This is a genomic window from Hamadaea sp. (assembly GCF_013362815.1).
Lineage (GTDB): Bacteria > Actinomycetota > Actinomycetes > Mycobacteriales > Micromonosporaceae > Hamadaea.
Genome location: NZ_JABFVK010000004.1, coordinates 1 through 26298 on the forward strand (window position 1 = coordinate 1; position 26298 = coordinate 26298).

Sequence of the window (26298 nt, forward strand, 5' to 3'; positions counted from 1 at the left end):
CTGCGCCTCCAACGTGGTGGCCGGCGTCGGTGGCACCGTCGTCAGCAGCACGCCCGACGCGGTCTTCGGCGACTGCCGCAACGCGACGGTGAAGATCACCCAGGACGACCCGACCTCGGTCATCTCCGTCCTGGACAACACCTCGATCAACGCGGCGCCGTGGCAGATCTGCGGCTCCAACTCGGTCGCCGGTGTCGGTGGCACGATCGCGCTGCAGTCCAGCACCACGGTCTTCGGCGCCTGCCACAACGCCGACACGATCATCGACTGACGACTGATCGGGTAAGCGAGTCAGGTACGCGTGGGGCGGGTCTTCGGATCCGCCCCACTCTCATGTCCGGACTGGTACGCGGTAACGAGATCAGCTTCGGGTCGTTACCCAATGTGCAGTGTTTGCAGCATTTAGAAGCATTTGTCCACTTTATTTGGACCAATCTCCAGTACGAGGAGTGACCATGCAGGTGAGAAAGGTGGGGGCGGTCGCCGTCGGCGCGCTCGCGACCGTGGCCGCTATCGGCGGACCAGCCGCCGCGGCGCCCGGCTTGACGACGCAGCAGAACGCCGCCACGACCACCACCGCGACCGCCACTGGCGCCGCCAAGGCGCTGGACAAGGTGGGCGAGCCGTTCTTCCAGCCGCTCATCACGATCGGCACGGGCTCCTCGATCAACGCCGCCGCCTGGCAGATCTGCGGCTCGAACGCGGTCGCCGGCCCGGGTGCCGTGATCACCTCGGGTACGCCGCACACACAGCTCGGCGACTGCACCAACTCGAACGTCAAGTTGAAGCAGGACACCGTGCCGGGTCTGATCTCCATTTTGGACGACACCTCGGTCAACGCCGTCCCGTGGCAGGTCTGCGGCTCGAACGTGGTGGCCGGCGTGGGTCTCCAGGCCGCCATCAACTCCCCGGCGACCGTCGTCGGCGACTGTGACAACGCCAACACGCAGATCACCGACGGCAAGAACGTGGCCGGCCCGAGCAGCCTGGTCTCGGTGCTCTCCGGCTCTATCGTGAACGCGGCCGCCTGGCAGGTCTGCGGTTCCACCGCCGTCATGGGCCTGGGCGTCTCGGCCGGCTTCGACTCGCCGACCACCGTCACGGGAACCTGCCGCGACAGCAACAACTCGATCAGCGTACGCGAGCCGCAGGCGGCCATCCCCGTGCTGAGCAACGTCGTGCTGGACGTGCTGCCGCTGCAGGTCTGCGAGCAGGACTCGCTCATCTCGCTCGTCGGCCTCTCGCCCGCGATCAACAGCCCGGCCAACGTGCTCGGCGGCTGCGTACCGCCGCACACGATCTACCAGTAAGCCGGTTACACGCGAAACGGGGGCCCCGCCGGGGCCCCCGTTCTCGTTCAGCTTTCGCGACGGTCGATTTATTGACGATCGATCAGCGCAGCCAGGGGATGTTGCGGTCGAGCTGGCCCCGCTCCTTCAGCTCCTTGCGCAGCGGGATCTCGTCGTCGATGTAGCCGTCCCAGTTGATGCCCCAGTAGTTCGCCGAGTGCGGCGCCTCGCCGAGCAGCTGACGCTGGACCGGGGTGCGGTTGGCGTACCACTCGCCGTTGGGGTCGAAGTCGATCGCGTCGAGGTGCCGGATCCAGCGGTACGTGTAGCCGATGAACAGCATCTTCCGCGTGATCGTGGAGAGGTTCGTCGACCGGGAGTGCCACTGGCGGCGGTCGAAGATGAACGCGTCACCGGGGTTCGCGGTGATCTCGACGGTGCCCTCGGGGTCCGGGTTGTGCACCGAGAGGTCGGCCGGCCGGGGCAGCGAGTTCTTCAGGTGGCTGCCCGGGATGACCTTGGTCGCACCGCGCCCGGTCTCCGACAGGTCGGAGAGCACGTACGCGATCTTCAGCGAGAACATCGGCCGCGGGAGGTTGGGGTCCATCGTCTCCGGGTCGGAGTTCTGCCGGTACCCGTCCTGGTGCCAGCCCCAGTAGGGCTTCTCCGGCTCCTTGGCCGGCGGGGTCACGTCGAGGTGGTTGTGGTGCGAGTAGATGTTCCAGCCGGCGAGGCCCCACATGTAGGGCAGGACCTTCGGGTGCGTCAGCAGGTCGCCGAACAGCTCGTCCCGGTTGAGGAAGCCCAGGAGGTGCACGGTGCCGTCCTTGTGCCGCCCGGCCTCGAGCTCCTCGGCGTAGACCCGGTCGACCGCCGATTCCAGGTCGGCCCGATGCTCTTCGGTCAGCACGTTGCGCAGCAGCAGGAAGCCCTGCTCGTGGAACTCCTTGCGGTCCACCTCGCTGATCGGCTCGTAGCCGGTGAGGCCGTAGCCGTAGTCCTTCTTCGCCATGTCTCCCCTTGGGTGGTGAGCGGTCTGGGAGGGACCGGTCGGGACCGCTGCTCGGGCTCGGCCGGACACAAAGCGCGATGGTAACTCGCGTTCCTTGCGTTGTTCAGACCGAGATCTGCACCACCGCAAGGCGCTCACGTAGAGCTGATCAGCCGTTACATGGAGTCCACCAGGTTCGGGGCAAATGTCCGATGTGCTGGAATCCTGGCTCGGCGATGCCGTCCGCCCGGTTTCCCACCTCGTGGGACACGACTTTCAGAGTGCCGCGATGACTCGGGAGGCGTCGTTGACCGCGGCCGGCTTCCATTCGCCGGAGTCGGCGGTCCAGACCCGCCCGGCGAAGGTCACGCTGGCCACTCCGTGATCGGCGGCCCGGGCCACCAGCCAGTGGGCGTACGCCCAGCCCTTGGTCGCGTCGGTCGCGCTGACTAGCACCGCCTTCGCCCCGGTGTCGGCGGTGGCGCTGACCGACCCGTAGTCCAGCTTCATCGCCTCGGCCACCTCGCTCAGCGCGCCGAGGTCGGTCACCTCGCCGTCGGCGTCCGGCAGCGTGCAGCGCACCGCGGCGGGGTCCTTGCCGAGGAGGGCGTTCGCGATCACCTCGGCCTCATCGGCCCACTTCTGATACGCCTCCGGGTACGCCGACCGCTGCACCTTCTGGGCGGCCTCGGTGACCCGCATCTTCTGCCAGCCCTTGACCTTGAGGAGGGCGGTGTAGAACTTCTTCGCGGCGTACCGCGGATCGGCGATCTGCTCCGGCGTCCCCCAGCCCTGGCTGGGCCGCTGCTGGAAGAGGCCGACCGAGTCCCGGTCGCCGCCGTCGAGGTTCTCCAGCTTCGACTCCTGCAACGCGGTCGCCAGTGCGACGACCACCGCGCGATCGGGGACCTTCCGCCCGATGCCGACCGCCGTGATCGTCGCGGCGTTGCTCATCTGCGTCAGGTCCAGCCCGACGTTGGTGTCCGCGTTGCTGACCGTGCAGCCGGCCGAGCGCGGGAGGTGGAACGGGTGCGAGCCGTTCTTCGCGACGAAGTAGAGCGCGATCCCGCCCAGCACGGCGACGACCACCAGCCCTACCAGCGTCCCGCGTGCCGCCCTCGTCACGCAGACCACTCTAACCCCGTCCCGCTGCCTTCCCGACCGCGCTGGATCAGGGATCTCGGCCGAATCTTGGAGCCTGATTCGACCCGGATCCCTGATCCAGCGCGAAAGCGACTACGAGGCGAGCCAGGAGGGGGAGCGCTTCTCCCGGGCGGCGGCGACGCCTTCCCGGCCTTCGGCCGAGCTGAAGTGCTTGACGGACAAGGCGGTCAGCTGGTCCATCCCGGTCGGGCCTTCGCGCAGCAGTCGCTTCGTGGCTCGCAGCGCACCCGGTCCGCCGCGCAGCAGTGACTCGCGGTACGCCGCCGCGGCCGGCTCGAGAGCGTCGGCGGGCACACTGCGGCTGACCAGGCCGATCTGCTCCGCCCGGGGTCCGTCGAAGACGTCGCCGGTGAGGAACAGCTCCGACGCCGCCCGGGAGGTCAGCCGGGGCAGCACGACGGCCGATATCACCGACGGGACGACGCCGAGGCGTACCTCGGTGAAGGCGAAGTGGGCGGTGTCGGCGCAGACCGTGATGTCGGCCGCCGCCATCAGCCCGAGCCCGCCCGCCCGGGCCGGTCCGGCGACCACCGCCAACACCGGTTTGGCGTGCTCGGCCAGGGCTTCCAGGACTTCGCCGAGCCGGGCGACCGGCAGTGCTTCGCCGGAACCGGCCTGCGTCTCTTTCAGGTCCGCCCCGGAGCAGAACACCGTGCCGGTGTGGCGCAGCTCGACGAGGCGTACGCCGTCGTCGGTCGCGGCTGCTTCGAGGGCGGCGAGGAGCTCCGCCATCAGTGCGAGGGACAACGCGTTGCGGTTGGCCGGGCTGTCGAGCGTGATCGTGGCCACCCCGCCGGAGTGCGCCGCCTGAATCAGAGCCATGCCCGTCAGGTTAACGGTCGTTCAACAACAGCGCTGGGGCAGACTGGTAGCCATGCCAGCCACGTTGCCCGACGGTGAGCCCGTCCCGACCTCCGGCGAGCTGCCCGCGTCGGCACTCGACGGCGTCGGCGAGCGTGACTTCGGCGTCTATCTGCACGTCCCGTTCTGCGCCAGCCGATGCGGGTACTGCGACTTCAACACGTACACCCCGACCGAGAGCGGGCTGGCGCAAGGCGACTACGTGAGCGCGGCGCTCGCCGAGATCGAGCTGGCGCGACGCGTACTGCCCGAGGCGGGACCGGTCCGGACCGTCTTCGTCGGCGGTGGAACACCGACCCTGCTCCCACCGGACGACCTCGCCCGGCTGCTCGATGCCGTCGATCAGGCGTGGGGGCTGGCCCCCGGAGCCGAGGTCACCACCGAGGCCAACCCCGAGTCGGTCGACCCGGCGTCGCTGGCCCGGCTGCGCAAGGCCGGGTTCACCCGGATCTCCCTGGGCATGCAGTCCGCCGCCGCGCATGTGCTGCGGGTGCTGGATCGCCGCCACACGCCGGGACGGGCCACCGCGGCGGCGGCTGAGGCTCGCGAAGCCGGCTTGGAGCACGTCAACCTCGACCTCATCTACGGCACGCCCGGCGAGACCGCGGCGGACTTCGAGGCGTCGCTCCAAGCGGCCGTAACCGCGGGGGTCGACCACGTCAGCGCGTACTCGTTGATCGTCGAGGACGGGACGCGCCTGGCTGCGCGGATCCGGCGGGGTGAGGTCCCGATGCCGAGCGACGACGTGGCCGCGGATCGGTACCTGGCCGCGGAGGCCGTGTTGAGCGGAGCCGGTCTGGGCTGGTACGAGGTCTCGAACTGGGCGGCTTCGGAGGGAGCGCGATGCGCGCACAACCTCCTGTACTGGACCGGCGGCGACTGGTGGGGGATCGGGCCGGGCGCGCACTCGCACGTCGGCGGGGTCCGCTGGTGGAACGTCAAACGCCCGGCGCACTACGCGAAGCTGCTGGCCGACGGCCATTCGCCGGGCGCGGGCCGGGAACGGCTGAGCGACGAGGATCGCTACGTCGAGGACGTGATGTTGCGTCTGCGTCTACGCGACGGCTATCCACTCGCCCAACTTCGTGACGACGGACCGCTCGCTGCCGAGCGAGCCCGGGCCGACGGCCTCCTGGACGACGCCGAGTACGCGGACGGCCGCGCGGTGTTGACCCTGCGCGGCCGTCTGCTGGCGGATGCGGTCATCCGCGACCTGCTTACTTGATCACGTTGACGGACAACGGATACGAGTAGAAGGCGCCCTCGTTCGCCTTGAGACCCGCGATCACCCCGAAGACCGCCGCGATGATGATGGCGATGGGCAGCGTGATGAAGCCGATGATCGCGCAGAACAGCACGTAGCTCAGCACGGAGATGATGGCCCAGAGGCCCTGGAAGTTCAGCGCGGCGAGCGCGTGCGCCCGCACGGTGGGCGATTCGTTGCCTTTGACGAGCATGGCGATCAGCGGCGGCACCCAGCCGAGCCAGCCGCCACTGACGACGGCGGCACCGGCGCCGCCGAAGTGGGCGATGAGCGCCCACATCTTCTCGTCCTGGTTGGCGAAGCCGGTCGGCGCGACCTGGCCGGTGACCGGCGTGCTGTCGGCAACCGGCGGCGTGGAGCCCGTCACCGGCGGAGGCGGCGGCGCGTCGTACTGAGGGGCGGCCGGCGGCTCGGGGTCCGGCGTCCCCGGAGGGGTGGGGGTTTCACTCATGCGCGACACGGTAAGCCCACAGATCAATATGCGCCAGAGCTCGCATTCGACCGGTTGGCGACACTAAGACGGCCAAATGTCCAGTCATTCGTCGCCGATGGACGTCTATGTCGACACGGCGTACGCCCTCGGTGGCCGATGCGCCAGCGAGCCGCGTATCCGAACAGCCGGTAAACTGGCACTCGCGGCGTACGAGTGCCAGAATCGAGCCGCAGCCCGACCCTCGCCAGGGCCGGGGCCCCGACCGCACAGGACAGGGCAGAGGCAGGGAGGTGCGCCGGTGGGTCTCGACGATCGCAAGCTCGACGTCTTGCGCGCCATCATCGAGGACTACGTGTCGACGCAAGAGCCCGTCGGCAGCAAGTCCCTGGTCGAGCGGCACTCCCTCGGCGTCTCCCCGGCGACCGTACGCAACGACATGGCCGTCCTCGAGGAGGAGGGCTACATCCGGCAGCCGCATACGAGCGCGGGCCGGGTCCCGACCGACGCCGGTTACCGCCTTTTCGTCGACCGGCTGTCGAAGATCAAGCCGCTCTCGCCGGCCGAGCGCCGGGCGATCGAGCGCTTCCTGCTCGGCGCGGTCGATCTCGACGATGTGGTGCACCGCACCGTCCGGCTGCTGGCGCAGCTGACCCGGCAGGTCGCGGTGGTGCAGTACCCGTCGCTGTCCCGGTCCAAGGTCCGGCACCTGGAGTTGGTGCCGTTGTCGACTACGCGGATGATGTTGGTGGTGATCACCGACACCGGCCGGGTCGAGCAGCGCCAGGTCGACATCCCGGGCACGCTGCCCGCCGACGACGTGCTGGAGCTGCGCCGCATCATCAACGCCAAGCTCGGCGGTCAGCCGCTGACGCAGACCCCGCCGTTGGTGCAGAGCCTGGTCGAGGAGGTCAGCGACGACCTGCGCCCGGCCATGACCACGCTCGCCACCGTGCTGCTGGAGACCCTGGTCGAGCGGCACGAGGAGCGGATCGCACTGGCCGGCACGGCCAATTTGACCCGCGGGGGCATGCTGGACTTCGCCGGCTCGATCCGGCCGGTGCTCGAGGCCCTTGAGGAGGAGGTCATCCTCCTCAAGCTGATCGGCGAGCAGTCCGGGTCGACGCGGGTCAGCATCGGTGACGAGAATGAATACGCCGATCTGCGGGCGACCTCCATCGTGAGCACCGGATACGGGCCGGGTGGGCAGATCGTCGGCGGACTGGGCGTGCTCGGCCCGACCCGGATGGACTATCCCGGCACGATCGCGACCGTCCGGGCGGTGGCCCGGTACGTGGGCGACCTACTCGCACAGAACTGAAGAGGATCACGTGGCCAAGGACTACTACGGCATCTTGGGCGTGCCCAAGGACGCCACCGCGGACGACATCAAGCGCGCTTATCGCAAGCTCGCGCGGCAATACCACCCCGATGTCAACCCGGACCCCGAGGCGCAGGACCGCTTCAAGGAGATCAACGCCGCCTACGAAGTGCTCTCCGACGACCACAAGCGGCAGATCGTCGACCTCGGCGGCGACCCGCTCGCCCCCGGTGGCGGCGGCATGGGCGGCGGTCCCGGCGCGGGCGGCCCGTTCGTCGGGTTCCAGGACATCATGGACGCGTTCTTCGGTGGCGCGACCGCCCGGGGACCGCGGCCACGCGTACGCGCCGGGGCGGATGCGATCATCCGGCTCGATCTGGAGCTTCAGGAGACGGCGTTCGGCGTGGAAGCGCCGCTCACCGTGGACACCGCCGTCCTCTGCTCGACCTGTTCGGGCGCCGGGACGGCAGCCGGCACCCACCCCGTGACCTGCGACATCTGTCACGGCAAGGGCGAGGTGCAGTCGGTTCAGCGTACGTTCCTCGGCCAGGTCGTCTCGACTCGTCCGTGCGCCGCCTGCCAGGGCTTCGGCACGACCATCCCGAACCCGTGCGCCACCTGTGGCGGGGAGGGCCGGGTGCGTACGCGGCGGACGCTGACCGTGAAGATCCCGGCCGGGGTCGAGGACGGCATGCGCATCCGGCTGGCTCAGCAGGGCGAGGTCGGTCCCGGCGGTGGCCAGCCCGGCGACCTCTACGTCGAGATCCACGAACGGCCGCACGACGTCTTCGCCCGCAAGGGCAACGACCTGCACTGCAAGGTGACGGTGCCGATGACGGCGGCGGCGCTGGGCACCCGGCTCACCATCAAGACCCTCGACTCGGAGGAGCAGGTCGACGTGAAGGCCGGCACGCAGCCCGGCGCCACGGTACGCATCAAGGGCCGGGGGGTTCCGCAGTTGCGCGGCAGCGCTCGGGGCGACCTGTTCGTGCACCTCGATGTGCGTACGCCGACCAAGATCACGCCGGATCAGGAGCGGATGCTGCGCGACTTCGCCAAGTCGCGGGGCGAGGAGATGGCCGAGCTTGCCAAGCAGACCGGCGGTTTCTTCAACTCGCTGCGCAACGCGTTCAACGGCCACTGATCCGTGAGCAAACCGCTGTTTCTGGTCGACGCGCTGCCCGCTGCCGGGCGGTTCGTCCTGGAAGGTGCGGAAGGTCGGCATGCCGCCGACGTCCAGCGCCTGCGTCCGGGCGAGGAGCTGCTGCTCGGCGACGGTCACGGCGGTGTCGCCCCGGCCGTCGTCAGCTCCGTCGGTAAGGGCACGCTGCTGCTCGACGTCGGCGCGGCGGCGGTGGCCGAGGTCGCGCAGCCGCGGATCGTGGTCGCGCAGGGCCTGGCCAAGGGCGACCGTGGCGAGCTCGCGGTCCAGGCGATGACCGAGGTCGGCGTGGACGAGATCCTGCCCTGGGCGGCCGCGCGCAGCGTCACCCAGTGGCGCGGCGATCGCGGCGCCAAGTCACGCGACAAGTGGGCGGCCACTGCCCGCGAAGCGGCCAAGCAGGCCCGCCGCGCGTGGGTCCCGTCCGTGGGCGGCTCGCCCGACGTCTCGACCAAGCAGCTCGCCGCGCGGATCAGTGCCGGCTCCGCGTTCGTCCTTCATGAGGAGGCACTTGTACGCCTGGCGGCCGTCGATCTGCCGGACACCGGTGACCTGATCCTGGTCGTGGGTCCGGAAGGCGGCGTCGCGCCGGACGAGCTTGCCACGTTCACCGAGGCCGGGGCGATTGCCGTGCGGCTGGGCGACAACGTTCTGCGTACGTCGACGGCGGGGGTGGCGGCGATCAGCCTGCTGAACACCCGGCTCGGCCGGTGGTGACTGCAACTGCAAACGGTTGCAAACCTGTCTGACGTAGTCAATTGACCCACTCGGATCTGCTCAGACATGGCCGATCTAGCTCTTCGATACATTTGCATGTGCAGAAATATTGGTAGGCCGCGCCGGTTTTCGTAACGTGCTCGGCATGCGTACGACACGTCTGGTGCTCGCCGTCTCCCTCGTCGCCCTCGGGCTGACCGCCGGACCGGCGCCCGCAACCGCGCAGGGCCCGCAGAACGGCCCCGGCCGCGACGCCCTCGCCGCCAACGACGGCTGGGCCTCGGCGACGACCGGCACGTCCGGTGGGGGCGCGGCCGATCCCGCGCACACCTTCGTCGTACGCGATCGAGCTGGGCTCGTGGCCGCGCTCGGCGACGGCACCGACACCACGCCCCGGATGGTCTACGTCGCCGGCAAGATCGACGGCGACGCCGCCCCGGACAACTGCGCGAAGTACGCCGACCCCGGCTACACGCGAGAGGCTTACCTCGCGGCGTACGACCCGGCGGTTTGGGGGCGGACGACGAAGCCGAGCGGACCGCTCGAGACGGCCCGTGCGGCGTCGCAAGCGAGGCAGTCCGCCGAGACGAAGATCCGCGTCTACGGCAACACCACGATCTTCGGCCTCGGCGGCGGCGCACGCCTGTCCGGGATGAACCTGATGCTCAGCGCGGCCGACAACGTGGTGATCCGCAACCTCGACGTCGAAGCCCCGGTCGACTGCTTCCCGAGCTGGGACCCGACCGACGGCGCGGAGGGCAACTGGAACTCCGAGTACGACGCGATCACGCTGACCTACGCGTCGACGCACGTCTGGATCGACCACAACAGCTTCAGCGACGGCCGCTACCCCGACTCGACCCAGCCGCTCTACTTCGGACGGCCCTATCAGTGGCACGACGGGCTCGTCGACCTGATCCGAGGCAGCGACTTCGTGACGATGTCGTGGAACGTCTTCGCCGACCACGACAAGACCCACCTCATCGGCAACACCGACAAGACCACCAACGGCGACGAGGGCAAGCTGCACGTCACCATTCACCACAACATCTATCGCAACTCCGGCCAGCGGGTGCCACGGGTACGCTTCGGCCAGGTCGACGTCTACGACAACCTGTATCAGGTCACCGACCCGGACGCGTACTCGTACAGCTGGGGTGTCGGCGTCAACTCGGCCATCGTCGCCCAGCACAACGCCTTCGAACTGGCCGACGGCGTCGATCCTGCGAAGATCATCAAGTACTGGAAGGGCACCGCGATAACGGCGTCGGACAACCTCGTGAACGGCGCTGTCGTGGATCTGCTTTCGGCGTACAACTCGGCGAATGTGGAGCAACTCGGCGCGGACGCCGGCTGGACCCCGACCCTGCGCGCCACAGTCCATGCTCCGGCCCAGCTGGCGCGAGTGTTGCGCGAGCTGGCCGGAGCGGGCCGCGCGGGCCGCGCGGAGACCATCACGGTCGACCCGCTCGGTGACTTCCCGACCGTGCAGTCCGCAGTGGACGCCGCACCGACCGGCAGCCCGGCGCGGGTGACCATCCGGGTACGCCCCGGCGTGTACCGCGGCACCGTGACCGTCCCCTCGGACAAGCCGAATCTGGCGATCGTTGGAACCACCGGCCGGGCCGAGGACGTGGTCATCGTCGAGAATCACTGCAACGGCTGCCTCAAGCCGGACGGCACGACGTACGGCACCACCGGCAGCGCGACGGTCACCTTGAAGGGCAACGACTTCCTCGCGCGCGACGTCACTTTCGCCAATGACTTCGACGAGGCCGGCCACCCCGAGATCAGCAGCAAGCAGGCGGTCGCAGTGAAGACGACAGGCGACCGCATCCTCTTCGACGGCGTGCGATTCCTCGGCAATCAGGACACGCTTTACGTGGACACCCCGGTCGTCACCGCCACCGCCCGGGTCTACGTTCATGACTCCTATGTGGAGGGAGATGTCGACTTCATCTTCGGCCGGGCGACCGCCGTCTTCGACCACGTACGCATCCACGGCCTCGACCGAGGGCTGAACCCGGCGGGCTACTTCACGGCGGCCAGTACGCAGCTGTTCAACCCGCGGGGTTTCCTGATCACGCACTCGACGCTGACCAGCGACGCCCCGGCGCAGTCGTACTACCTCGGGCGGCCCTGGCACCCGAGCAACGACCCGAACGCGCAGGCCCAGGTCGTGATCCGGGAGAGCAGCCTGCCCGCCGCGATCAAGAGCACCCCGTGGACCGACATGTCCGGCTTCTCCTGGCGGGACGCCCGGTTCGGCGAGTACGCCAACACCGGGCCCGGCTCCGTCGGCGACCCAGCCGACCGGCCCCAGGTCGCTGACCCCGGTTTGGTCACCGTCGCCGCCTACCTGGGCGACTGGACCCCTGGGTGCCTATGAGCGCCGAAATTACCTCTATACCTCGCGATCAAGGTTCTGCGTGGCATCGCTGTACATCACTGATGCACTGATGTCGTCGGCGCTTTGTGGTCGCTTTGGATAGTTCGACCACATCCGCGTATAAGGTGAGTCGTCTAGACTGATGAAACGCAGCACCTCACCTCGATCGGAGAACCGCGCCGACGGCATGGCATGCTGTGGCACATCTAGCTCGGGCAATCCCAACCAGGCGAGCCCCGACGGGCGGTACAGGATCAGCTGGTGTCCTCTGGTGGCCGTCAAGGTGACGATCGACCGGCTAGCCTCATCACGTTCCGTGCGAGTTCGGCGGTAGTGCATTCGGGCAAAACCATTGACCTCTATCGTTTCAATCGCCTCTCTGATCGCGGTAAGAGCGATTCGTAGGCGATCACCTGGATTTGTCGTTCTTCTCCGTGGGTGCAACCATTCGTTCCTCGCTTCATTGATATCTGCGCCTATTAACCCTCTCGTCAAACCTTGCAGCGCGTCCAGGATCTCCGTCCGACTGTCGCTAAGTAAGTCTAGGAATGGAACAATATGTGAGAACGGAAATTGCTCCAAACTCTGCGACTTAAACCAGATCGGAATACGATTCTCTGATCGAAGATACTCATCTTCGCGGCTGATTGTGCTCTTAAGGTATTCGGCAATCAGGCCGAAGCCACGGGCCAACGGGTAGAGCGTTAGTTTGCCGTCAAGATTCAGTCGCGGATTTCCTGACTCGTCTACGTCGTGTGCTGCTTGTGTCTTAAGGATTTCAAGCGCGGCCACGCTATCTTTGTGAGGGCGGTACGTGAACGGCTGCTCGCTCGAGAAATGATCATTAGCAAGACACCACGTCGTGTACAGTAGAGAATCCTGCAAAATGGCCTCGACCTGAACGAAATAGTTTACAATTTGACCGCGGAGCTGCTCTTCGTCGACATCGAACGCTTTCAAATCTCCTTGTCGAGTCAGGCTAACCATCTTCTCATGCTGCTGCCAGAACATCTCATGAGGGTCGAAAGAATCTTCCACAGAAAAGCCGAGTTTCCATAGAACTGCGTCGACTCGCTCGTGATCAGTTGTTAGCGTGCGTTCGTTCAGCATGAGTTTCTCGGCTGCGACTATAAAGTTGCTCCGTCGTGCCAAAAGAAGAGCATTCACAGCTTCGCGCGGCGTCCGTGATCTAAGATACTGCTCAACTACGGCCTCAATATTTTCCGTGCCATCATCTCGAAGTTGCAGATGCCAGGCAAGTTCTAGTCGATCTTCCTCGCTGTCGAATCGATACATTTGTCGGACTAGGCGGCGCAGTCGCAAGACGGCCAACGACTTCTCGTTGGGTCGCAGGCGAAGACCATTAACGCTCAGCTCCGGACGTAACCCAAATGCATTACCCATGGGACGTTGCGACAATCGGGGTCGCCTCACCTCGGTCGGCGGGATCTCGATGTCGCCGGATGATATCAAGGCATCTATCGCTGCGAATATTTCTCGATTAGCCGTAAGAAGTACTAGTTGAATTAGCTCTGCGGAATTAAGGCGAGCCGCTATGCTCGACGCCGGCCCGCCAGGCCCTCCCAACTCGCGAAGGATAGTCCGAAGCTCGCCACGTGTATCGTCGAGCAAGCGACCTGCTAGGGTTTGTAGTTCGCCCAACGTAAGAGCATCACCAATTAGGCTGGCTATCGAGTCGCCGGCGAAGTCATCGTAGGGGTCCGCTGGATAGATGGAGAACCGCCGGAAATAGCCCGACCAGTCGCTAGAGCTCGGGAATTCTCGTGCGAGAATCTTGTCGGACTTCTCTCGGCTCTCGTTAATGTCTGCTTCTCGTGCTGTCTCCAGTTGATGGTAGTGAAGGCGCGTGCACGTGTCGTCCGCGCAATGGTATGCAAAGCGAAGGCTTGGGCTCAAACTACGACGTTCTTTAGATCGCAGCAATCCGTACGGGCCGACAACGAGATTGCCGACTTGGAAGACTCCTTGCGGCGTGCCATCCATGAGCTCGAGGGTGTCACGGTGAGTTACTCGACTTTTCCTGTTGAGACCTAGGTCATGAGCCTTGTCGTACAACAGCCGACCATATGTGTATGGGTACCTTATTTCGGCGTCGCGAACCTGCTTGGAAACCGCCGAGGCTAGTCGTTGAATGTCTGTTGCAGTTGGATCGATAAGCGAATCCACCTGTAGCAAATCGAGGTAGCAGATGAAGCGTGCGCAGGGATATGGGACGCCCCGCTTCATCATTTTCTCGACGACACGCTCGCCGTCTCCCGTAAGCACGAGTGGATCGTATAACGGCTGGGTTATCTTATATTCGCGCCCGATGATGCAGCGTTCGACAAGAGTCCGAAGATCTAGCAATTCATTGAGTGCGCGTCGGAACTCAATGTCACCATAACGCTCGGCGAGTTGATCATCGGTCAGCGGTTCCGACATGTCCAAACGATACCGTGAAACCTTGATGGAAAGCGATGGTTCGCTCGCTCATGAACTTAGTGCAATTTCCTGGAGAGTTGACCGAATAGCGCCCAGTCGTTCGGTGCAGAGTGTGAGCCACCGGCTCGGTAGCGACAACCGTTAAGGTGAGCGACGTGACCGATTGCCTGTTCTGCCGGATCGTGGCGGGCGAGATCCCCGCGACCGTGGTGTACGAGACCGACGCCGTGCTGGCCTTCCGGGACATCCGGCCGAAGGCCGGCGTCCACGTGCTCGTGATCCCGAAGCAGCATTTCGACAGCGTGGTCGAGCTGGGCGCCGATCCCGCTGCGGCGGGTGCGCTGATCGCGGCGGTCGGCGAGGTCGCGCGAGCGGAGGGCGTCGTCGAGCCCGGCTTCCGGACGATCTTCAACACCGGCCCGGACAGCGGCATGGAGGTCCCGCACGTGCATGCCCACATCTTGGGCGGTGGTCCGCTGGGAGCTATGGTCGCTGGGTGATCGACTCCGTCACCCGCTCCGTCCAGCGTCTACAGGCCGACGCCCGGATTCCCGCCCTCACCGTCGCCGTACGCCGCAACGACCGTCCGCTGTGGACGATGGAGGTCGGCGAGTCGGGGACGAGCCGGCCGCTGGATTCGCGTACGCGTCTGCGCATCGGCTCGGTGACGAAGACGTTCACCGCCGTGCTGATCATGCAGGCGCGCGATGCCGGGCTGCTCGATCTGGACGACGCCATCGGTACGCATCTGCCGATCCCGAAGCACGGTGAGCTCACCCTGCGGCGGCTGCTCAGCCACACCGCCGGGTTGCAGCGGGAGCCGTTCGGGGACGTGTGGGACACGCTGCGCGTACCGGGGGCGGAGCAGTTCCTCGCCGATCTCGACCGCGCCGAGGCGCTCTACCCCCAGTCGCGTCGCTTCCACTACTCCAACCTCGCGTACGCGCTGCTCGGGGCGGTCGCGGCGGAGAAGTTCGGCGCGTCGTGGGCGTCCCTGGTCGCCGACCGGATCGCCGCCCCGCTCGGACTGGAGAGCATCGGGCCCGACGTCGACGAGTTGTGCGCCCAGGGCTTCCTGGTGGACCCGTACTCCGATCACGCTCGGCCGGAACCATCGACCGACTTCGGCGTCTTCGGCCCGGCCGCTCAGCTCTGGGCGACCGCGGCCGACATGGCCACCTGGGGTGCCTTCCTCGCCGACCCGGCCTCGGCCGACCCTGACGGCAAGGTGCTGGCCGCCTCGACGCTGCTGGAGATGCGCTGGCCGCACACCGTACGCGACGACGAGCAGTGGGTCTCCGGGCTCGGGCTCGGCCTCATGGTCTACCCGCGACCGCAGCGCGTGCTGTATGTCGGGCACAACGGGGCGATGCCCGGCTTCCTCGCCTCCGTCTACGGGCGGGTCGGTGGAGCGGGCAACCCCGGTGGCGTCGGCGTCGCGGTGCTGGCCTCGTCGGGGACCGCCGACGAGATCTTCCCGTTCGCACACAACCTAGTCGATGAAGTGCTCGGCGCCGACCCGCCCGCCATCGCGCCCTGGCGGGCCGGCGAGCCCGCTCCGGCGGCGTACCGGTCGGTGTTGGGTCGCTGGTGGGGCGAAGGGTACGAGTACGTGTTCCGGTGGTCTGACGGTCGCCTCACCGCCCGGGGTGCGGACGACCCTGCCGGGCTGCCGCCGTCGGTGTTCGAGCCGCTGGAGGGCGACGTTCTGCGTACGGTGTCCGGCCGGGAGGTCGGCGAGCTGCTCCGACTGCATCGAGACAGCGAGGGCGTGGTCACCCGGATGCATTGGGCGACCTACCGCTTCACCCGGTCTCAAGAGACCTTCGACGGCCAGCTCTAGTCCCGCGAACGCGGCGGAGCCGCCGCGGTGTGAGCGGCGCGAAACCCGACGGATCACGGATATCGCGGCCAAAACCGCCCATGATCACATGCATAACCGTGATCTGCGGCGGAAAGCGTGCCGATCAGAGCCGGATGAGGTGGCGTTTTCCCACAGATCAAGGTGGGAATTCCGGTGGCGAAGCCCGGTACCATGGACTCCACCGGACGCCGCAGAGCACGGAGAGCAGGTGCGAGAAGGCCGTAGCGCCAGCCCATGACAGAGACCGTTTCGAGCAACCAGCAGACCCCTGAGCGGGTTCAGACGAAGTTGACCGTCAACGACCCGCACGCGATGGTCAAGCTCTTGGGCGCGGGCGACGGCATCCTCCGGCTTCTGGAGAAGTCCCTCGTCAGTGACGTCCTCGTGCGGGGCAACGAGATCACGATCTCCGGCCCGGCGGCCGAGAACGCCTTGGCCGAGCGGGTCTTCACCGAACTCCTGGAACTGATCGAGAAGGGCGAGACGCTGACCGAAGACGTGGTCCGCCGCAGCATCGGCATGCTCACCTCGGGTGAGGCCGAGCGTCCGGCGGAGGTGCTGACCCTCAACATCCTGTCCCGGCGCGGCCGGACCATCCGGCCGAAGACGGTCGGCCAGAAGCGCTACGTCGACGCCATCGACCAGCACACGATCGTGTTCGGCATCGGCCCGGCCGGTACCGGCAAGACCTACCTGGCCATGGCGAAGGCGGTCCAGGCGCTCCAGGCCAAGGAGATCACCCGGATCATCCTGACCCGCCCGGCGGTCGAGGCCGGCGAGCGACTGGGCTTCCTGCCCGGCACGCTCAACGAGAAGATCGACCCGTACCTGCGGCCGCTCTACGACGCGTTGCACGACATGATCGACCCCGAGTCCATCCCGCGGCTGATGACTCAGGGCACGATCGAGGTCGCGCCGCTGGCTTACATGCGCGGCCGGACGCTCAACGACGCCTTCATCATCTTGGACGAGGCTCAGAACACCACGCCCGAGCAGATGAAGATGTTCCTGACCCGGCTCGGCTTCGGCTCCAAGGTCGTGGTCACCGGTGACGTCACACAGGTCGACCTGCCCGGTGGCACGAGCAGTGGCCTGCGGGTCGTCCAGGACATCCTCGATGGCCTCGAAGACGTCCACTTCTCGAAGCTGACCAGCGCCGACGTGGTCCGCCATCGGCTGGTGGGCGAGATCGTCGACGCGTACGCGAAGTGGGACGCGGAGCAGAACGCCACGCAGATGCCGCACAACCTGCAGCCCCGGCGCGCCGGCCGGCGACGCTGACACGGATCCGGCGGCCTGGCGAAAGCCGGGCCGCGGGAAACGCAGCCGGGCCGATGAAGGAAAATGACGAGATGTCCATCGAGATCGCCAACGAGTCCGGCTTCGAGGTCGACGCCGACGAGATCGTCGCCGTCGCCCGGCACGCCCTCGACGAGATGGGCGTGAACCCGCTCGCCGAGCTGTCCGTGCTGCTGGTCGACGTCGACTACATGACCGAGCTGAACCACCGCTGGATGGGCGGTGACGGGCCGACCGACGTCCTGGCGTTCCCGATGGACGAGGAGACGATCGACCACGGTCCGGCCGAGGGCCGGGCCGAGCCCGCGCTGCTGGGCGACATCGTGCTGTGCCCGGAGGTGGCGACCCGCCAGGCCGCGCAGTTCGGCTCGGACGACCCGCGGATGCGGCAGCCCGACGCGCCCGCGCCCACCCCGTCGCCCGACTACACCATGGCCGACGAGCTCCAGATGCTGACCGTCCACGGCGTCTTGCACCTGCTCGGATTCGACCACGGTGAGCCCGAGGAGGAGCGCGAGATGTTCGGCCTGCAGGCCAAGCTGCTCAACAGTTGGCGGGGGCGCGGGCGCTGATGTCCGATGGTCCGTTGATCTGGACGGCGGCCGCGCTGGTTGTCGTCGCCGGGTTGGTGGCCATGACGGAGGCCGCGCTCGGCGTGGTGTCTCCGGCCCGAGCCGGTGAGATGGCCAAGGAGGGTCAGCGGGGCGCCGCGACTCTCCAAATCATCGCCGGTGACGTGGTACGCCACCTCAACCTGCTGCTTCTGCTCCGGATGGCGTGCGAACTCGTCGCCACCGTCATGGTCACCCTCGTCGCCGTCGACACCTTCGGCACCGCCTGGGGGGCCACCTTCACCGCCGCTGTGATGACCGTGATCCTCTTCGTGGTCATCGGTGTCGCGCCGCGGACCCTCGGCCGGCAGCACGCGTACCGGGTCGGGCGATATGCCGCCCCGATCGTGTTCTGGCTCAGCCGGGTCCTCGGCCCGTTGACGCGCCTGCTGATCGTGCTGGGCAATGTGCTCACTCCCGGCAAGGGCTTCCGCGAGGGCCCCTTCGCCACCCAGGTCGAGCTGCGCGAACTGGTCGACCTCGCCGAACAGCGCGGCGTCGTGGAGCACGGCGAACGCCAGATGATCCACTCCGTCTTCGCGCTCGGCGACACGATCGCCCGCGAGGTGATGGTTCCGCGTACCGAGATGGTGTGGATCGAGAGCGACAAGACTCTGCGCCAGGCGCTCCAGCTAGCTTTGCGGTCCGGCTTCTCGCGTATCCCCGTCATCGGCGAGTCCGTCGACGACGTGCTCGGCGTCGTCTACCTCAAGGACCTGGCGCGCTCGCTGACCGGCGGATACGACGAGGTCACCACGGTCGGCCGGGTGATGCGCGAGGCCGTCTTCATCCCGGAGTCCAAGCCGATCGACGACCTGCTCGCCGAGATGCAGGCGGCCCGGACGCACATGGCCGTGGTCATCGACGAGTACGGCGGCACCGCCGGCCTGATCGCGATCGAGGACATCCTGGAGGAGATCGTCGGCGAGATCACCGACGAGTACGACGTGGAGCGTCCGCCGATCGAGCACCTTCCCGAGGGCGCGGTCCGCGTCTCGGCCCGGCTGCCCGTCGAAGACCTCGGCGAGATCTTCGACGTCGAACTGCCGACCAACGAGGTGGAGACGGTGGCCGGTCTGCTCGCCCAGGCCCTCGGCCGCGTACCGATTCCGGGCGCGAGCGCCCAGGTGGGCGGTCTCACCCTCACCGCGGAGGGCGCGACCGGCCGTCGCAACCGCATCGACACCGTGCTGGTCACGCCGCAGAAGGAGCTGCAGGATGCCTGACACCCCCGCCCTCGCGCCCGCTCCGGCCGAACTCACGGCCGAGGACGCGAAGCTGGTCACTCTCGCCCGGTCGGCGCGGGCTCGCGTCGCCGCTCTCGAAGGGGCGGCGGTACGCGACCAGGACGGCCGCACCTATACCGGAGTGACGGTGGCCCTGCCCTCGTTCGGCTTGGGCGCTCTGCAACTGGCGGTGGCGGCGGCGGTGGCCGCGGGTGCCACGACGCTGGAAGCGGCGGCGCTGGTGACCGAGGCGAGCACGCTCGACTCGCAGAACGCCGATGCCGTACGCGACTTGTCGGGAGTTGCGCCGGTCTACCTCGCCGACGCCACCGGCAAAGCGTTCGCCGTGCTGCCCGGCGAATGACGAGCGGCGATGACTTCGTCGTCTGTCACGAGCTGGACGAGCACCGCCTCGCACAGCTGACGGCCCTGTTCGCCGAGGCGTGGTGGGCCAGTGAGCGTACCGAGGCGGAGATCGCGGCGCTCGTCCGTGGCTCGGATCTCGTCGTCGGCCTCGTCCGGCGGTCGGACGACCGTCTCGTGGGGTTCTGCCGAGTGCTGACCGATTGGGCGTACGTGGCGTTGATCTTCGACGTCGTCGTCGCCGGAGATGTCCGCGGCAGAGGGCTCGGTGATCGGCTCATGGCCGATATCGTGGCGCGCCCGGAACTGTCGGCCGTACGCAGCCTGGAACTGGTCTGTCAGCCCGACCTCGTCGGCTTTTACGAGCGGTGGGGCTTCACCGATCAGGTCGGCGGCTCGCAGCTGATGCGGCGTACGACCGACCCCCGGTTACGTCGCGGCTAGAAACCGAGCCGCCGGAGCAGCTTCGGGTCGCGCTGCCACTCCTTGGCGACGCGTACATGGAGGTCGAGGTAGACCTTCGTGCCGATGAGGTCCTCGATCTCGACCCGGGCGGTCGCACCGATGTTCTTCAGCCGGGAACCGCCCGCCCCGATGACGATCGCCTTCTGGCTGGGCCGCTCGACGTAGATGTCGGCGAAGACCCGGGTCAGCCGGTCCTCCGGCAGGATCTCCTCGACGAGAACCGCGATCGAGTGGGGCAGCTCGTCGCGTACGCCCTCCAGCGCGGCCTCGCGGATCATCTCGGCGATCAGCACGTGCTCCGGCTCGTCGGTGAGCATGTCGTCCGGGTAGAGCCGGGGCGATTTCGGCAGGTGCCCGACCATGACGTCGACCAGCACGTCCAGCTGTTTCCCGGCGACCGCGCTGACCGGCACGACGTCGGCGAAGTCGCCGAGCTGGCTGACGGCGAGCAACTGTTCGGCGAGAGCCTGCTTGCTCACGAGGTCGGTCTTCGTGACGACCGCGACCACCTTGGCCTTGAGCTCGGCGATCTCGGTGGCGATGAACTTGTCGCCCTTGCCCACCGGTTCGTCGGCCGGTATGCACAGCCCGATCACGTCCACCTCGGACCATGTGGTCCGGACCAGATCGTTGAGGCGCTCGCCGAGCAACGTCTTCGGGCGGTGCAGCCCGGGGGTGTCGACCAGGACGAGCTGCGAGTCAGGCCGGTGCAACACGGCCCGGATCACGTGCCGGGTGGTCTGTGGCTTGTTCGACGTGATCGCGATCTTCTGCCCGATGATCGCGTTGGTGAGGGTCGACTTGCCGGCATTCGGCCGCCCGACAAAGCAGGCGAAACCGGCACGGAACTGATCATCAGCCACACGACTACGCTACCGGTCAGCCCAGCGGCGGTTCGCGTCAGCCCGGCAGTAGGTCGCGCGGGTCGATCGTGACGTTGACCGGCTCGGTCAGGACCAGCGGTGTTCCAGGCGCAGCCGTCGCAGCTTCTCGATAGGTATCGCCCTCTAGATGGTAGAGCTGGAGGACAGGACCCTCCGGCTCGACGAGGAGATACCACTCGATACCGGCTTGCGCGTAGTAGTACATCTTCGTTACTCGGTCATGCGCGGCGTTGCTGGGCGAGGTGATCTCGCAGACGAGGCGGATCTCGTCCGGGCTGAGACTCAGCGCCTCCAGGTCTCCCGCCTCGGCGATCACGAGATCGGGGATGACGACCCGGCCGGGTCGCAGTCGAAGATTGATCGCCCTGAGGACAACCAGGCCGGCCGCGTCGGCGGAGCCGAGAAGCTCGGTGGAGAGATGGCCGGAGATCATCTGGTGTCGCCTTGTCGGCGCTGGACTCACGTAGAGGCTCCCATCGAGGAGCTCAATCGGCACAGAAGTCTCGCCCAGGGCGAAGTACTCCTGCTCGGTCCAGGGCAGCAGGTGTCTGCTCAGCACGATCGTCATGCCCACCTCCACCGACAGATTCCCCAGAGCGTCATTCTGCCCCGCCTGATGGATCGGCATGCGACGGCGGAAACCCGGTCGCGGGACCGAGGGGTCGGCCGACTACCCTGGTCGGGTAGTTTGCCGCGTTTCGTAGCTCGCCGAGAGCATGTGCCGAGGAGTCCAGCATGACGACGGTTGCGCCGCCCGCGTACGACGAAGTGACCGCGACGTTCGAGCCGGTCGTCGGGCTGGAGACGCACGTCGAGCTGGGTACGCGGACCAAGATGTTCTGCGGCTGCCCGACCGTCTTCGGGGGCGCGCCCAATACGCAGGTCTGCCCGGTGTGCCTCGGACTGCCGGGCAGCCTTCCGGTGGCGAACAAGGCCGCGATCGAGGCGACCATCCGGATCGGCCTGGCGCTCAACTGCTCGATCGCCGAGTGGTGCCGGTTCGCCCGCAAGAACTACTTCTACCCGGACATGCCGAAGAACTACCAGATCAGCCAGTACGACGAGCCGCTGTGCAGCGACGGGTGGCTGGACGTCGAGGTCGACGGCGAGATGGTGCGGATCGGCATCGAGCGGGTGCACCTCGAGGAGGACACCGGCAAGACGCTGCACGTCGGCGGGGCGACGGGCCGCATTCACGGCGCGTCGGAGTCGCTGGTGGACTACAACCGGGCCGGCATCCCGCTCGTCGAGATCGTGACGAAGCCGATCCCGGGCACGGGTGCGAAGGCGCCGATCGTCGCGCGGGCGTACGTCAGCGAACTCCGGGACGTCATCCGCTCGCTCGGCGTCTCCGACGTACGCATGGAGCAGGGTTCGCTCCGCTGTGATGTGAACACCTCCCTCAACCGGCCGGGCGAGGAGTGGGGTACGCGTACCGAGACGAAGAACGTGAACAGCTTGCGCAGCGTGGAGCGTGCGGTGCGGTCGGAGATGATCCGCCAGGCGGCCGTGCTGAGCGCGGGCGGCACGATCACCCAGGAGACCCGCCACTTCCACGAGGACACCGGCGAGACCACCTCCGGCCGCTCGAAGGAGACGGCGACCGACTACCGGTACTTCCCGGAGCCGGACCTCGTGCCGCTCGCACCGGACACCGCGTGGGTACGCGAACTGCAGGCCGCGCTGCCGGAGTTGCCCCGCGTACACCGTCAGCGGCTGCAGCGCGAGTGGGGGCTGTCCGATCTGGACATGCAGTCGGTCGTGAACGCCGGCGCGGTCGAGCTGATCGAGGCCACCATCGCCGAAGGCGCCGTCGCCGAAGCCGCTCGCAAGTGGTGGCTCGGCGAGCTGTCGCGTAAGGCGAACGAGACCGGCGTCGAGCTGGCCGCCATCGGGGCGACTCCGAAGCAGGTCGCGCAGCTGCAGAAGCTCGTGGACGACGGCAAGCTCACCGACAAGCTGGCCCGCCAGGTGCTCGAGGGCGTCGTGGCCGGTGAAGGCGACCCGGAGCAGATCATGCAGGCCCGGGGCATCGAGGTGGTCTCCGACTCGGGCGCGCTGACGGCCGCCGTCGACGACGCGATCGCCGCCAACCCCGACGTCGCCGACAAGATCCGTGGTGGCAACGTCGCGGCGGCCGGGGTGCTCATCGGCGCGGTGATGAAGGCGACCAAGGGGCAGGCGGACGCGAAGACCGTCCGCGAGCTCGTCCTGAGCCGCCTTTCCTGACCGGAACCCTGCAGATCACGATTACGCAGGCCAAAACCGCGCGGTGAGGCCTGCATTACCGTGATCTGCAGCGAAAGAACTAGCCGGTGGGAGTCGGCGTCGGCGCAACGGACGTGAAGGGTGCGACCTTCCGGGTCAGCGACACTTGAGCCAAGCCCGTCCCGCCCACGTGGATGTCGTCGTACGCCTGAAGGTCGGCCGATGCCGTCCCGGTGGGTGCGGAGAAATACAACACCGACATCGCCAGCGGCAACGGCGTACCAGATTCAAGTCCGCGAAGGCCCGCACCGCCGGTCGAGCCTTGAATCAAGAGCAGGCTGGCGTCCTCCGTGGCGCCGGTGCCGGGCTCCGCGGGCATGGTCGACACGGAGCGGGCGTGGGTGTGCCCGGCGAGGATGATCGGGCAGTGACCCGCGATCGGGCCGGCCGCGATCGGGTCGTGGATCAGCGCCACGTCGACCTTGCCGTGCTGGGCGTCGATGGTGGCCGCGAGTTTCGTGCCCGATGAGCGGACGAGGTCGACGGTCTTGTCGGTGAGCAGCGAATCGCTGGCGCGTTCCTGCTTGTCCGGCGTGAAGCGGGGGTCGCCGATGCCGGCGAAGGTGATGCCTTTGACGGTGGTGATGCCGTTCTCCAGGACGATCGCGTTCGGCTGGCTCGCGACCTCCGACGAGGTCAGTGCCGAGTCGTGATTGCCACGGATGTAGATGTAGGGAACCTTGAGCAGGGCGATCGAGTCGGCGTACGAGCTTTCCATTTCGCTGCCCCAGTCGTTGATGTCGCCCGTGTCGACCACCACGTCGATCTTGAACTGCTCGACGACGGATCGGACGACGGTCCACGCCGCCGGGTTGAGGTGCATATCCGAGATGTGCAGTACGCGTACCGTCCCAGGCGCGGGATCGTAGGTGGGCAACGAGGACAGCGTGCTGTACAGCGTCGAGACGTTGTTGACCAGCTTCTGCAGCTGATCGGCGTACGCCGTGTAGTTCTGCGCGATCTTCCGGGCGTCGCCGACGACGGCGGGGGCGTTGGCGAGCAACCCGTCGTACCGGGGCTCGGACAAGGCGTCGGCCCGGAAGGTGGCGAGCGCCAAGCCCAGCGAACCCCCGGTGACGACCAACGCCAGCCCACCGCACAACGCCACCCGGCTCATCCGCCGGAACACCAACGCGGCGAGCGCCATCGTGGCCAGGATCGCGACCGACAGCGTACGCAGAACGAGCCGCACGAGGCCGCTCAGCACGTCGTCGACGGCGTGCTCGCTGGCCCGGCTGATGGCGGTGCGATCCGAGATGAGCTGTTCGGTACGCCCACGGTCGAGCGAGTCCATCTGGACGGAGACGTGAGCCGGGCCGTCGTGGGTGTCGAAGCTGAGCGAACCGAGCGGCGGGATGTCGACTTCGCTGTCACCGTAGAGCGTGGGCTCGATCGACAGGGTGGCCTGGAACGGGCCGACCGGGGTGGAGGTGTGGGCGCCGAGCGCGACGCCGATCCACACTCCCGCCAGGGTCACGATCAGGACACCGAGGGTACGCACCGCAGCGCGCAGCCCGCTGGCGTCGAGGATCGTCCTAACCCGTAACCGCCGCATCAACCAAGACTTACCCGAAGAATCCGGTCATCGCTACTCTCAGGCTGGCCGCGTCCGTCCTTATTGCTGGTCAGCACCCAGACGGAACCATCCGGGGCCAGCGCGGCGTGCCGCAGCCGCCCGTACTCGTCGAGCAGCGCCGCGACCGGCGGGGCCGCCATCGTCCCGGCCGCGCCGTTGAGGGGTATCACCCACAGCCGACGCCCGCGCAGACAGGCCACGACCAGGCGATCATGGCTGATCGTCGCGCCCGAGCAGGACGCCTCGTCGGGCTGCCAGGCGACGACCGGGTCGACGAATCGGGCGTCGTGGGCGGCTCCCTCGACCTCCGGCCAGCCGTAGTTCTTGCCCGGCTCGATCCGGTTGATCTCGTCCCAGTTGTTCTGGCCGAATTCCGTCGCCCACAGGTGACCGCCCGAGTCCCAGGCGAACCCCTGGACGTTGCGGTGGCCGTAGGACCAGACCAGCGAGTCGCCGAACGGGTTGCCCGGCGCGGGCTTGCCGTCGGTGGTCATCCGCAAGATCTTCCCGCCGAGGCTCTTGAGGTCCTGCGAGTTCCCCCGGTGTGAGGCGTCGCCGGTCCCGGCGTACAGGAAGCCGTCCGGTCCGAACCCGAGCCGCCCGCCGTTGTGAATCCCCGAGATCGGGATGCCCGTGACGATCGGCTGCGGCTGTTCGCCGATCTTCCAGCGGGCGATCCGGTTGTCCGACTTCGTGGTGTAGTACAGAAACAACGTCTGGTCCTGGGCGTACTGCGGGGACGCGGCGATGCCCATCAGCCCGCCCTCGCCGTTCGAGTCCGCCTCGGTGATCTTGCCGACCTCTTTGCTGGTCCCATCGGTCGTGACGGCAAGCACGCGGCCACTCTCGCGCTCGGTCACCAGCGCGGAGCCGTCCGGCAGGAACGCCACCCCCCACGGCACCTCGAGCTTTTCCACCAGCACCGTCGTGCTCACCACCGTGGGCGGGCCGGCCGTCGCGGTCGAAGCGGGCACGGTCGGCGCGGACGGCGCGACCACGTCCGGGTTGCGGCTTTCGGAACAGCCGGTCAAGCCGGCTGTCAAGGTCACGGTCGCGATCGCCACGGCGAGGGCACGGCGCATGGCACCAACCCTACGCACGCTCGTCCAGGGTGTCGTCATGAAGACGACGACACAGTGTCGTGTGCTAGGTGTCGTCACAAGACGACGACACCGCACCCGGTCGATCGGTTCCTTCAACGTGTACGCACAACGCAGCGGTCGCCGCCGGCAACTAGGTTGCGGCTGTCCTGGTCGGGGAGTGGAATCGGGGACGTGCCGATGATTCGCAACGTGGCGTTCGACTGCGCCGACCCGTACACGCTCGCCCAGTTCTGGGCCAAGGTGATGCACGTCCGGCTCGATGACGACCACGAGCCGGACGATCCGGAGACCGGGATCCAGCCGCCCGAAGGTCCCGCGCTGTACTTCCAGCGCGTACCGGAGCCGAAGACGGTCAAGAACCGGGTGCACATCTGCCTCACCCCGGAGATTCCCCGCGACCAGGAGGTCGATCGCGTTCTGGGGCTGGGCGCGACCCTCGTCGCCGACCATCGGCGGCCCGACGGACTCGGCTGGGCCGTGCTGGCGGACCCCGAAGGCAACGAGTTCTGCGTATTGCGGAGCGAAGAGGAGCGCCGTCGAGCCTAGGCTGAACGGGTGAAGATCTGGATCTCGCACCCCGACGCCGTCGACTTCCTGGGCCCGCTGCCG

General features: G+C 67.4%; 25 protein-coding genes. 16 read left to right on the forward strand and 9 right to left on the reverse strand.

Translation table 11 applies throughout. The features are described 5' to 3' along the window. Both HOV77_RS01555 and HOV77_RS01560 read left to right on the forward strand, forming a co-directional pair. On the forward strand, positions 1 to 271 hold a 271-nt coding region (locus HOV77_RS01555; RefSeq protein WP_290856446.1), incomplete at its 5' end, for a hypothetical protein. Between the two features lie 184 nt (positions 272 to 455). Next, positions 456 to 1310 carry a hypothetical protein gene (locus HOV77_RS01560; protein WP_290856453.1) on the forward strand — a complete coding sequence of 285 codons (855 nt, stop codon included), beginning with the start codon at positions 456 to 458 and terminating at the stop codon, positions 1308 to 1310. An 82-nt stretch (positions 1311 to 1392) separates the two neighbouring features. On the opposite strand, the gene HOV77_RS01565 is transcribed toward HOV77_RS01560, so the two are convergent. From HOV77_RS01565 to HOV77_RS01575, 3 genes are all read right to left on the reverse strand, one after another. Continuing rightward, a complete protein-coding gene (locus HOV77_RS01565; protein WP_290856455.1) occupies positions 1393 to 2301 on the reverse strand; it encodes a phytanoyl-CoA dioxygenase family protein in 909 nt (302 codons plus the stop codon). 255 nt (positions 2302 to 2556) lie between these two features. Then, positions 2557 to 3405, reverse strand: a complete 849-nt coding sequence (locus HOV77_RS01570; protein ID WP_363259448.1) for a hypothetical protein — start codon at positions 3403 to 3405, stop codon at positions 2557 to 2559. A gap of 111 nt (positions 3406 to 3516) precedes the next feature. Further along, positions 3517 to 4266 carry an enoyl-CoA hydratase-related protein gene (locus HOV77_RS01575; protein ID WP_290856461.1) on the reverse strand — a complete coding sequence of 250 codons (750 nt, stop codon included), beginning with the start codon at positions 4264 to 4266 and terminating at the stop codon, positions 3517 to 3519. 52 nt (positions 4267 to 4318) lie between these two features. Here HOV77_RS01575 and hemW point away from each other — a divergent pair, with 52 nt between their 5' ends. After that, positions 4319 to 5530, forward strand: coding sequence for a radical SAM family heme chaperone HemW (gene hemW, locus HOV77_RS01580; protein WP_290856464.1), 1212 nt, complete (start codon positions 4319 to 4321; stop codon positions 5528 to 5530). On the opposite strand, the gene HOV77_RS01585 is transcribed toward hemW, so the two are convergent. After that, positions 5523 to 6020 carry a DUF4870 domain-containing protein gene (locus HOV77_RS01585; protein ID WP_290856467.1) on the reverse strand — a complete coding sequence of 166 codons (498 nt, stop codon included), beginning with the start codon at positions 6018 to 6020 and terminating at the stop codon, positions 5523 to 5525. The genes hemW and HOV77_RS01585 overlap by 8 nt on opposite strands. A gap of 280 nt (positions 6021 to 6300) precedes the next feature. Here HOV77_RS01585 and hrcA point away from each other — a divergent pair, with 280 nt between their 5' ends. The 4 genes from hrcA (at position 6301) to HOV77_RS01605 (ending at position 11588) form a co-directional block, all read left to right on the forward strand. Then, on the forward strand, positions 6301 to 7320 hold the full coding sequence (hrcA, locus tag HOV77_RS01590) for a heat-inducible transcriptional repressor HrcA (protein WP_290856469.1): 1020 nt from the start codon (positions 6301 to 6303) through the stop codon (positions 7318 to 7320). Positions 7321 to 7330: 10 nt separating this feature from the next. Further along, a complete protein-coding gene (gene dnaJ / locus HOV77_RS01595; protein ID WP_290856471.1) occupies positions 7331 to 8464 on the forward strand; it encodes a molecular chaperone DnaJ in 1134 nt (377 codons plus the stop codon). Positions 8465 to 8467: 3 nt separating this feature from the next. Next, entirely contained in the window at positions 8468 to 9199 is a 732-nt protein-coding gene (locus HOV77_RS01600) for a 16S rRNA (uracil(1498)-N(3))-methyltransferase (RefSeq protein ID WP_290856473.1), read from the forward strand. A gap of 145 nt (positions 9200 to 9344) precedes the next feature. Beyond that, a complete protein-coding gene (locus HOV77_RS01605; RefSeq protein WP_290856475.1) occupies positions 9345 to 11588 on the forward strand; it encodes a pectinesterase family protein in 2244 nt (747 codons plus the stop codon). A gap of 15 nt (positions 11589 to 11603) precedes the next feature. Here HOV77_RS01605 and HOV77_RS01610 read toward each other — a convergent pair whose 3' ends face one another. Beyond that, positions 11604 to 14030, reverse strand: a complete 2427-nt coding sequence (locus HOV77_RS01610; RefSeq protein WP_290856477.1) for a hypothetical protein — start codon at positions 14028 to 14030, stop codon at positions 11604 to 11606. Positions 14031 to 14185: 155 nt separating this feature from the next. Between HOV77_RS01610 and HOV77_RS01615 the strand changes: the two genes are divergently transcribed. The 7 genes from HOV77_RS01615 to HOV77_RS01645 all read left to right on the forward strand — a co-directional run bounded on the left by HOV77_RS01615 (position 14186) and on the right by HOV77_RS01645 (position 19837). Then, positions 14186 to 14530, forward strand: a complete 345-nt coding sequence (locus HOV77_RS01615) for a histidine triad nucleotide-binding protein (RefSeq protein ID WP_290856480.1) — start codon at positions 14186 to 14188, stop codon at positions 14528 to 14530. Then, on the forward strand, positions 14527 to 15873 hold the full coding sequence (locus HOV77_RS01620) for a serine hydrolase domain-containing protein (RefSeq protein WP_290856482.1): 1347 nt from the start codon (positions 14527 to 14529) through the stop codon (positions 15871 to 15873). Before HOV77_RS01615 ends, HOV77_RS01620 begins: the two co-directional genes overlap by 4 nt. A gap of 255 nt (positions 15874 to 16128) precedes the next feature. Beyond that, positions 16129 to 17175 (forward strand): PhoH family protein, encoded by a 1047-nt coding sequence (locus HOV77_RS01625; protein WP_290856484.1) that lies wholly within the window; start codon positions 16129 to 16131, stop codon positions 17173 to 17175. A 71-nt stretch (positions 17176 to 17246) separates the two neighbouring features. Continuing rightward, on the forward strand, positions 17247 to 17765 hold the full coding sequence (ybeY, locus tag HOV77_RS01630; RefSeq protein WP_290856487.1) for an rRNA maturation RNase YbeY: 519 nt from the start codon (positions 17247 to 17249) through the stop codon (positions 17763 to 17765). Beyond that, positions 17765 to 19030, forward strand: a complete 1266-nt coding sequence (locus HOV77_RS01635) for a hemolysin family protein (protein WP_290856489.1) — start codon at positions 17765 to 17767, stop codon at positions 19028 to 19030. The genes ybeY and HOV77_RS01635 overlap by 1 nt, the downstream gene beginning before the upstream one ends. After that, positions 19023 to 19394, forward strand: coding sequence for a cytidine deaminase (locus HOV77_RS01640; protein WP_290856492.1), 372 nt, complete (start codon positions 19023 to 19025; stop codon positions 19392 to 19394). Before HOV77_RS01635 ends, HOV77_RS01640 begins: the two co-directional genes overlap by 8 nt. Next, complete coding sequence (locus HOV77_RS01645) at positions 19391 to 19837, forward strand: GNAT family N-acetyltransferase (RefSeq protein ID WP_290856494.1); 447 nt, start codon at positions 19391 to 19393, stop codon at positions 19835 to 19837. Before HOV77_RS01640 ends, HOV77_RS01645 begins: the two co-directional genes overlap by 4 nt. Here HOV77_RS01645 and era read toward each other — a convergent pair. Together era and HOV77_RS01655 are read right to left on the reverse strand one after the other, a co-directional pair. Next, complete coding sequence (gene era / locus HOV77_RS01650; protein WP_290856496.1) at positions 19834 to 20721, reverse strand: GTPase Era; 888 nt, start codon at positions 20719 to 20721, stop codon at positions 19834 to 19836. The genes HOV77_RS01645 and era overlap by 4 nt on opposite strands. A 37-nt stretch (positions 20722 to 20758) precedes the next feature. Continuing rightward, positions 20759 to 21310 carry a Uma2 family endonuclease gene (locus tag HOV77_RS01655; protein ID WP_290856499.1) on the reverse strand — a complete coding sequence of 184 codons (552 nt, stop codon included), beginning with the start codon at positions 21308 to 21310 and terminating at the stop codon, positions 20759 to 20761. Positions 21311 to 21477: 167 nt separating this feature from the next. Between HOV77_RS01655 and gatB the strand changes: the two genes are divergently transcribed. Beyond that, a complete protein-coding gene (gene gatB / locus HOV77_RS01660) occupies positions 21478 to 22971 on the forward strand; it encodes an Asp-tRNA(Asn)/Glu-tRNA(Gln) amidotransferase subunit GatB (protein ID WP_290856501.1) in 1494 nt (497 codons plus the stop codon). 79 nt (positions 22972 to 23050) lie between these two features. Here the strand turns inward: gatB and HOV77_RS01665 are convergent, their stop codons facing one another. Next, positions 23051 to 24565 carry a metallophosphoesterase gene (locus HOV77_RS01665; RefSeq protein ID WP_290856504.1) on the reverse strand — a complete coding sequence of 505 codons (1515 nt, stop codon included), beginning with the start codon at positions 24563 to 24565 and terminating at the stop codon, positions 23051 to 23053. Beyond that, complete coding sequence (locus HOV77_RS01670; protein WP_290856506.1) at positions 24565 to 25668, reverse strand: PQQ-dependent sugar dehydrogenase; 1104 nt, start codon at positions 25666 to 25668, stop codon at positions 24565 to 24567. Before HOV77_RS01670 ends, HOV77_RS01665 begins: the two co-directional genes overlap by 1 nt. A gap of 198 nt (positions 25669 to 25866) precedes the next feature. Between HOV77_RS01670 and HOV77_RS01675 the strand changes: the two genes are divergently transcribed. Further along, positions 25867 to 26235 carry a VOC family protein gene (locus HOV77_RS01675; protein WP_290856508.1) on the forward strand — a complete coding sequence of 123 codons (369 nt, stop codon included), beginning with the start codon at positions 25867 to 25869 and terminating at the stop codon, positions 26233 to 26235. Positions 26236 to 26298 lie beyond the last annotated feature (63 nt).

What these genes read in the sequence shown, in the direction of transcription:
- ybeY (WP_290856487.1), top strand. Translation starts at nt 17,247, where the DNA reads ATGTCCATCGAGATCGCCAACGAGTCCGGCTTCGAGGTCGACGCCGAC.
- HOV77_RS01675 (WP_290856508.1), top strand. Translation starts at nt 25,867, where the DNA reads ATGATTCGCAACGTGGCGTTCGACTGCGCCGACCCGTACACGCTCGCC.
- HOV77_RS01670 (WP_290856506.1), bottom strand. Translation starts at nt 25,668, where the DNA reads ATGCGCCGTGCCCTCGCCGTGGCGATCGCGACCGTGACCTTGACAGCC.
- HOV77_RS01655 (WP_290856499.1), bottom strand. Translation starts at nt 21,310, where the DNA reads ATGACGATCGTGCTGAGCAGACACCTGCTGCCCTGGACCGAGCAGGAG.
- HOV77_RS01585 (WP_290856467.1), bottom strand. Translation starts at nt 6,020, where the DNA reads ATGAGTGAAACCCCCACCCCTCCGGGGACGCCGGACCCCGAGCCGCCG.
- HOV77_RS01605 (WP_290856475.1), top strand. Translation starts at nt 9,345, where the DNA reads ATGCGTACGACACGTCTGGTGCTCGCCGTCTCCCTCGTCGCCCTCGGG.
- HOV77_RS01645 (WP_290856494.1), top strand. Translation starts at nt 19,391, where the DNA reads ATGACGAGCGGCGATGACTTCGTCGTCTGTCACGAGCTGGACGAGCAC.
- HOV77_RS01560 (WP_290856453.1), top strand. Translation starts at nt 456, where the DNA reads ATGCAGGTGAGAAAGGTGGGGGCGGTCGCCGTCGGCGCGCTCGCGACC.
- HOV77_RS01635 (WP_290856489.1), top strand. Translation starts at nt 17,765, where the DNA reads ATGTCCGATGGTCCGTTGATCTGGACGGCGGCCGCGCTGGTTGTCGTC.
- gatB (WP_290856501.1), top strand. Translation starts at nt 21,478, where the DNA reads ATGACGACGGTTGCGCCGCCCGCGTACGACGAAGTGACCGCGACGTTC.
- HOV77_RS01610 (WP_290856477.1), bottom strand. Translation starts at nt 14,030, where the DNA reads ATGTCGGAACCGCTGACCGATGATCAACTCGCCGAGCGTTATGGTGAC.
- HOV77_RS01640 (WP_290856492.1), top strand. Translation starts at nt 19,023, where the DNA reads ATGCCTGACACCCCCGCCCTCGCGCCCGCTCCGGCCGAACTCACGGCC.
- HOV77_RS01565 (WP_290856455.1), bottom strand. Translation starts at nt 2,301, where the DNA reads ATGGCGAAGAAGGACTACGGCTACGGCCTCACCGGCTACGAGCCGATC.
- hemW (WP_290856464.1), top strand. Translation starts at nt 4,319, where the DNA reads ATGCCAGCCACGTTGCCCGACGGTGAGCCCGTCCCGACCTCCGGCGAG.
- HOV77_RS01625 (WP_290856484.1), top strand. Translation starts at nt 16,129, where the DNA reads ATGACAGAGACCGTTTCGAGCAACCAGCAGACCCCTGAGCGGGTTCAG.
- HOV77_RS01665 (WP_290856504.1), bottom strand. Translation starts at nt 24,565, where the DNA reads ATGCGGCGGTTACGGGTTAGGACGATCCTCGACGCCAGCGGGCTGCGC.
- HOV77_RS01575 (WP_290856461.1), bottom strand. Translation starts at nt 4,266, where the DNA reads ATGGCTCTGATTCAGGCGGCGCACTCCGGCGGGGTGGCCACGATCACG.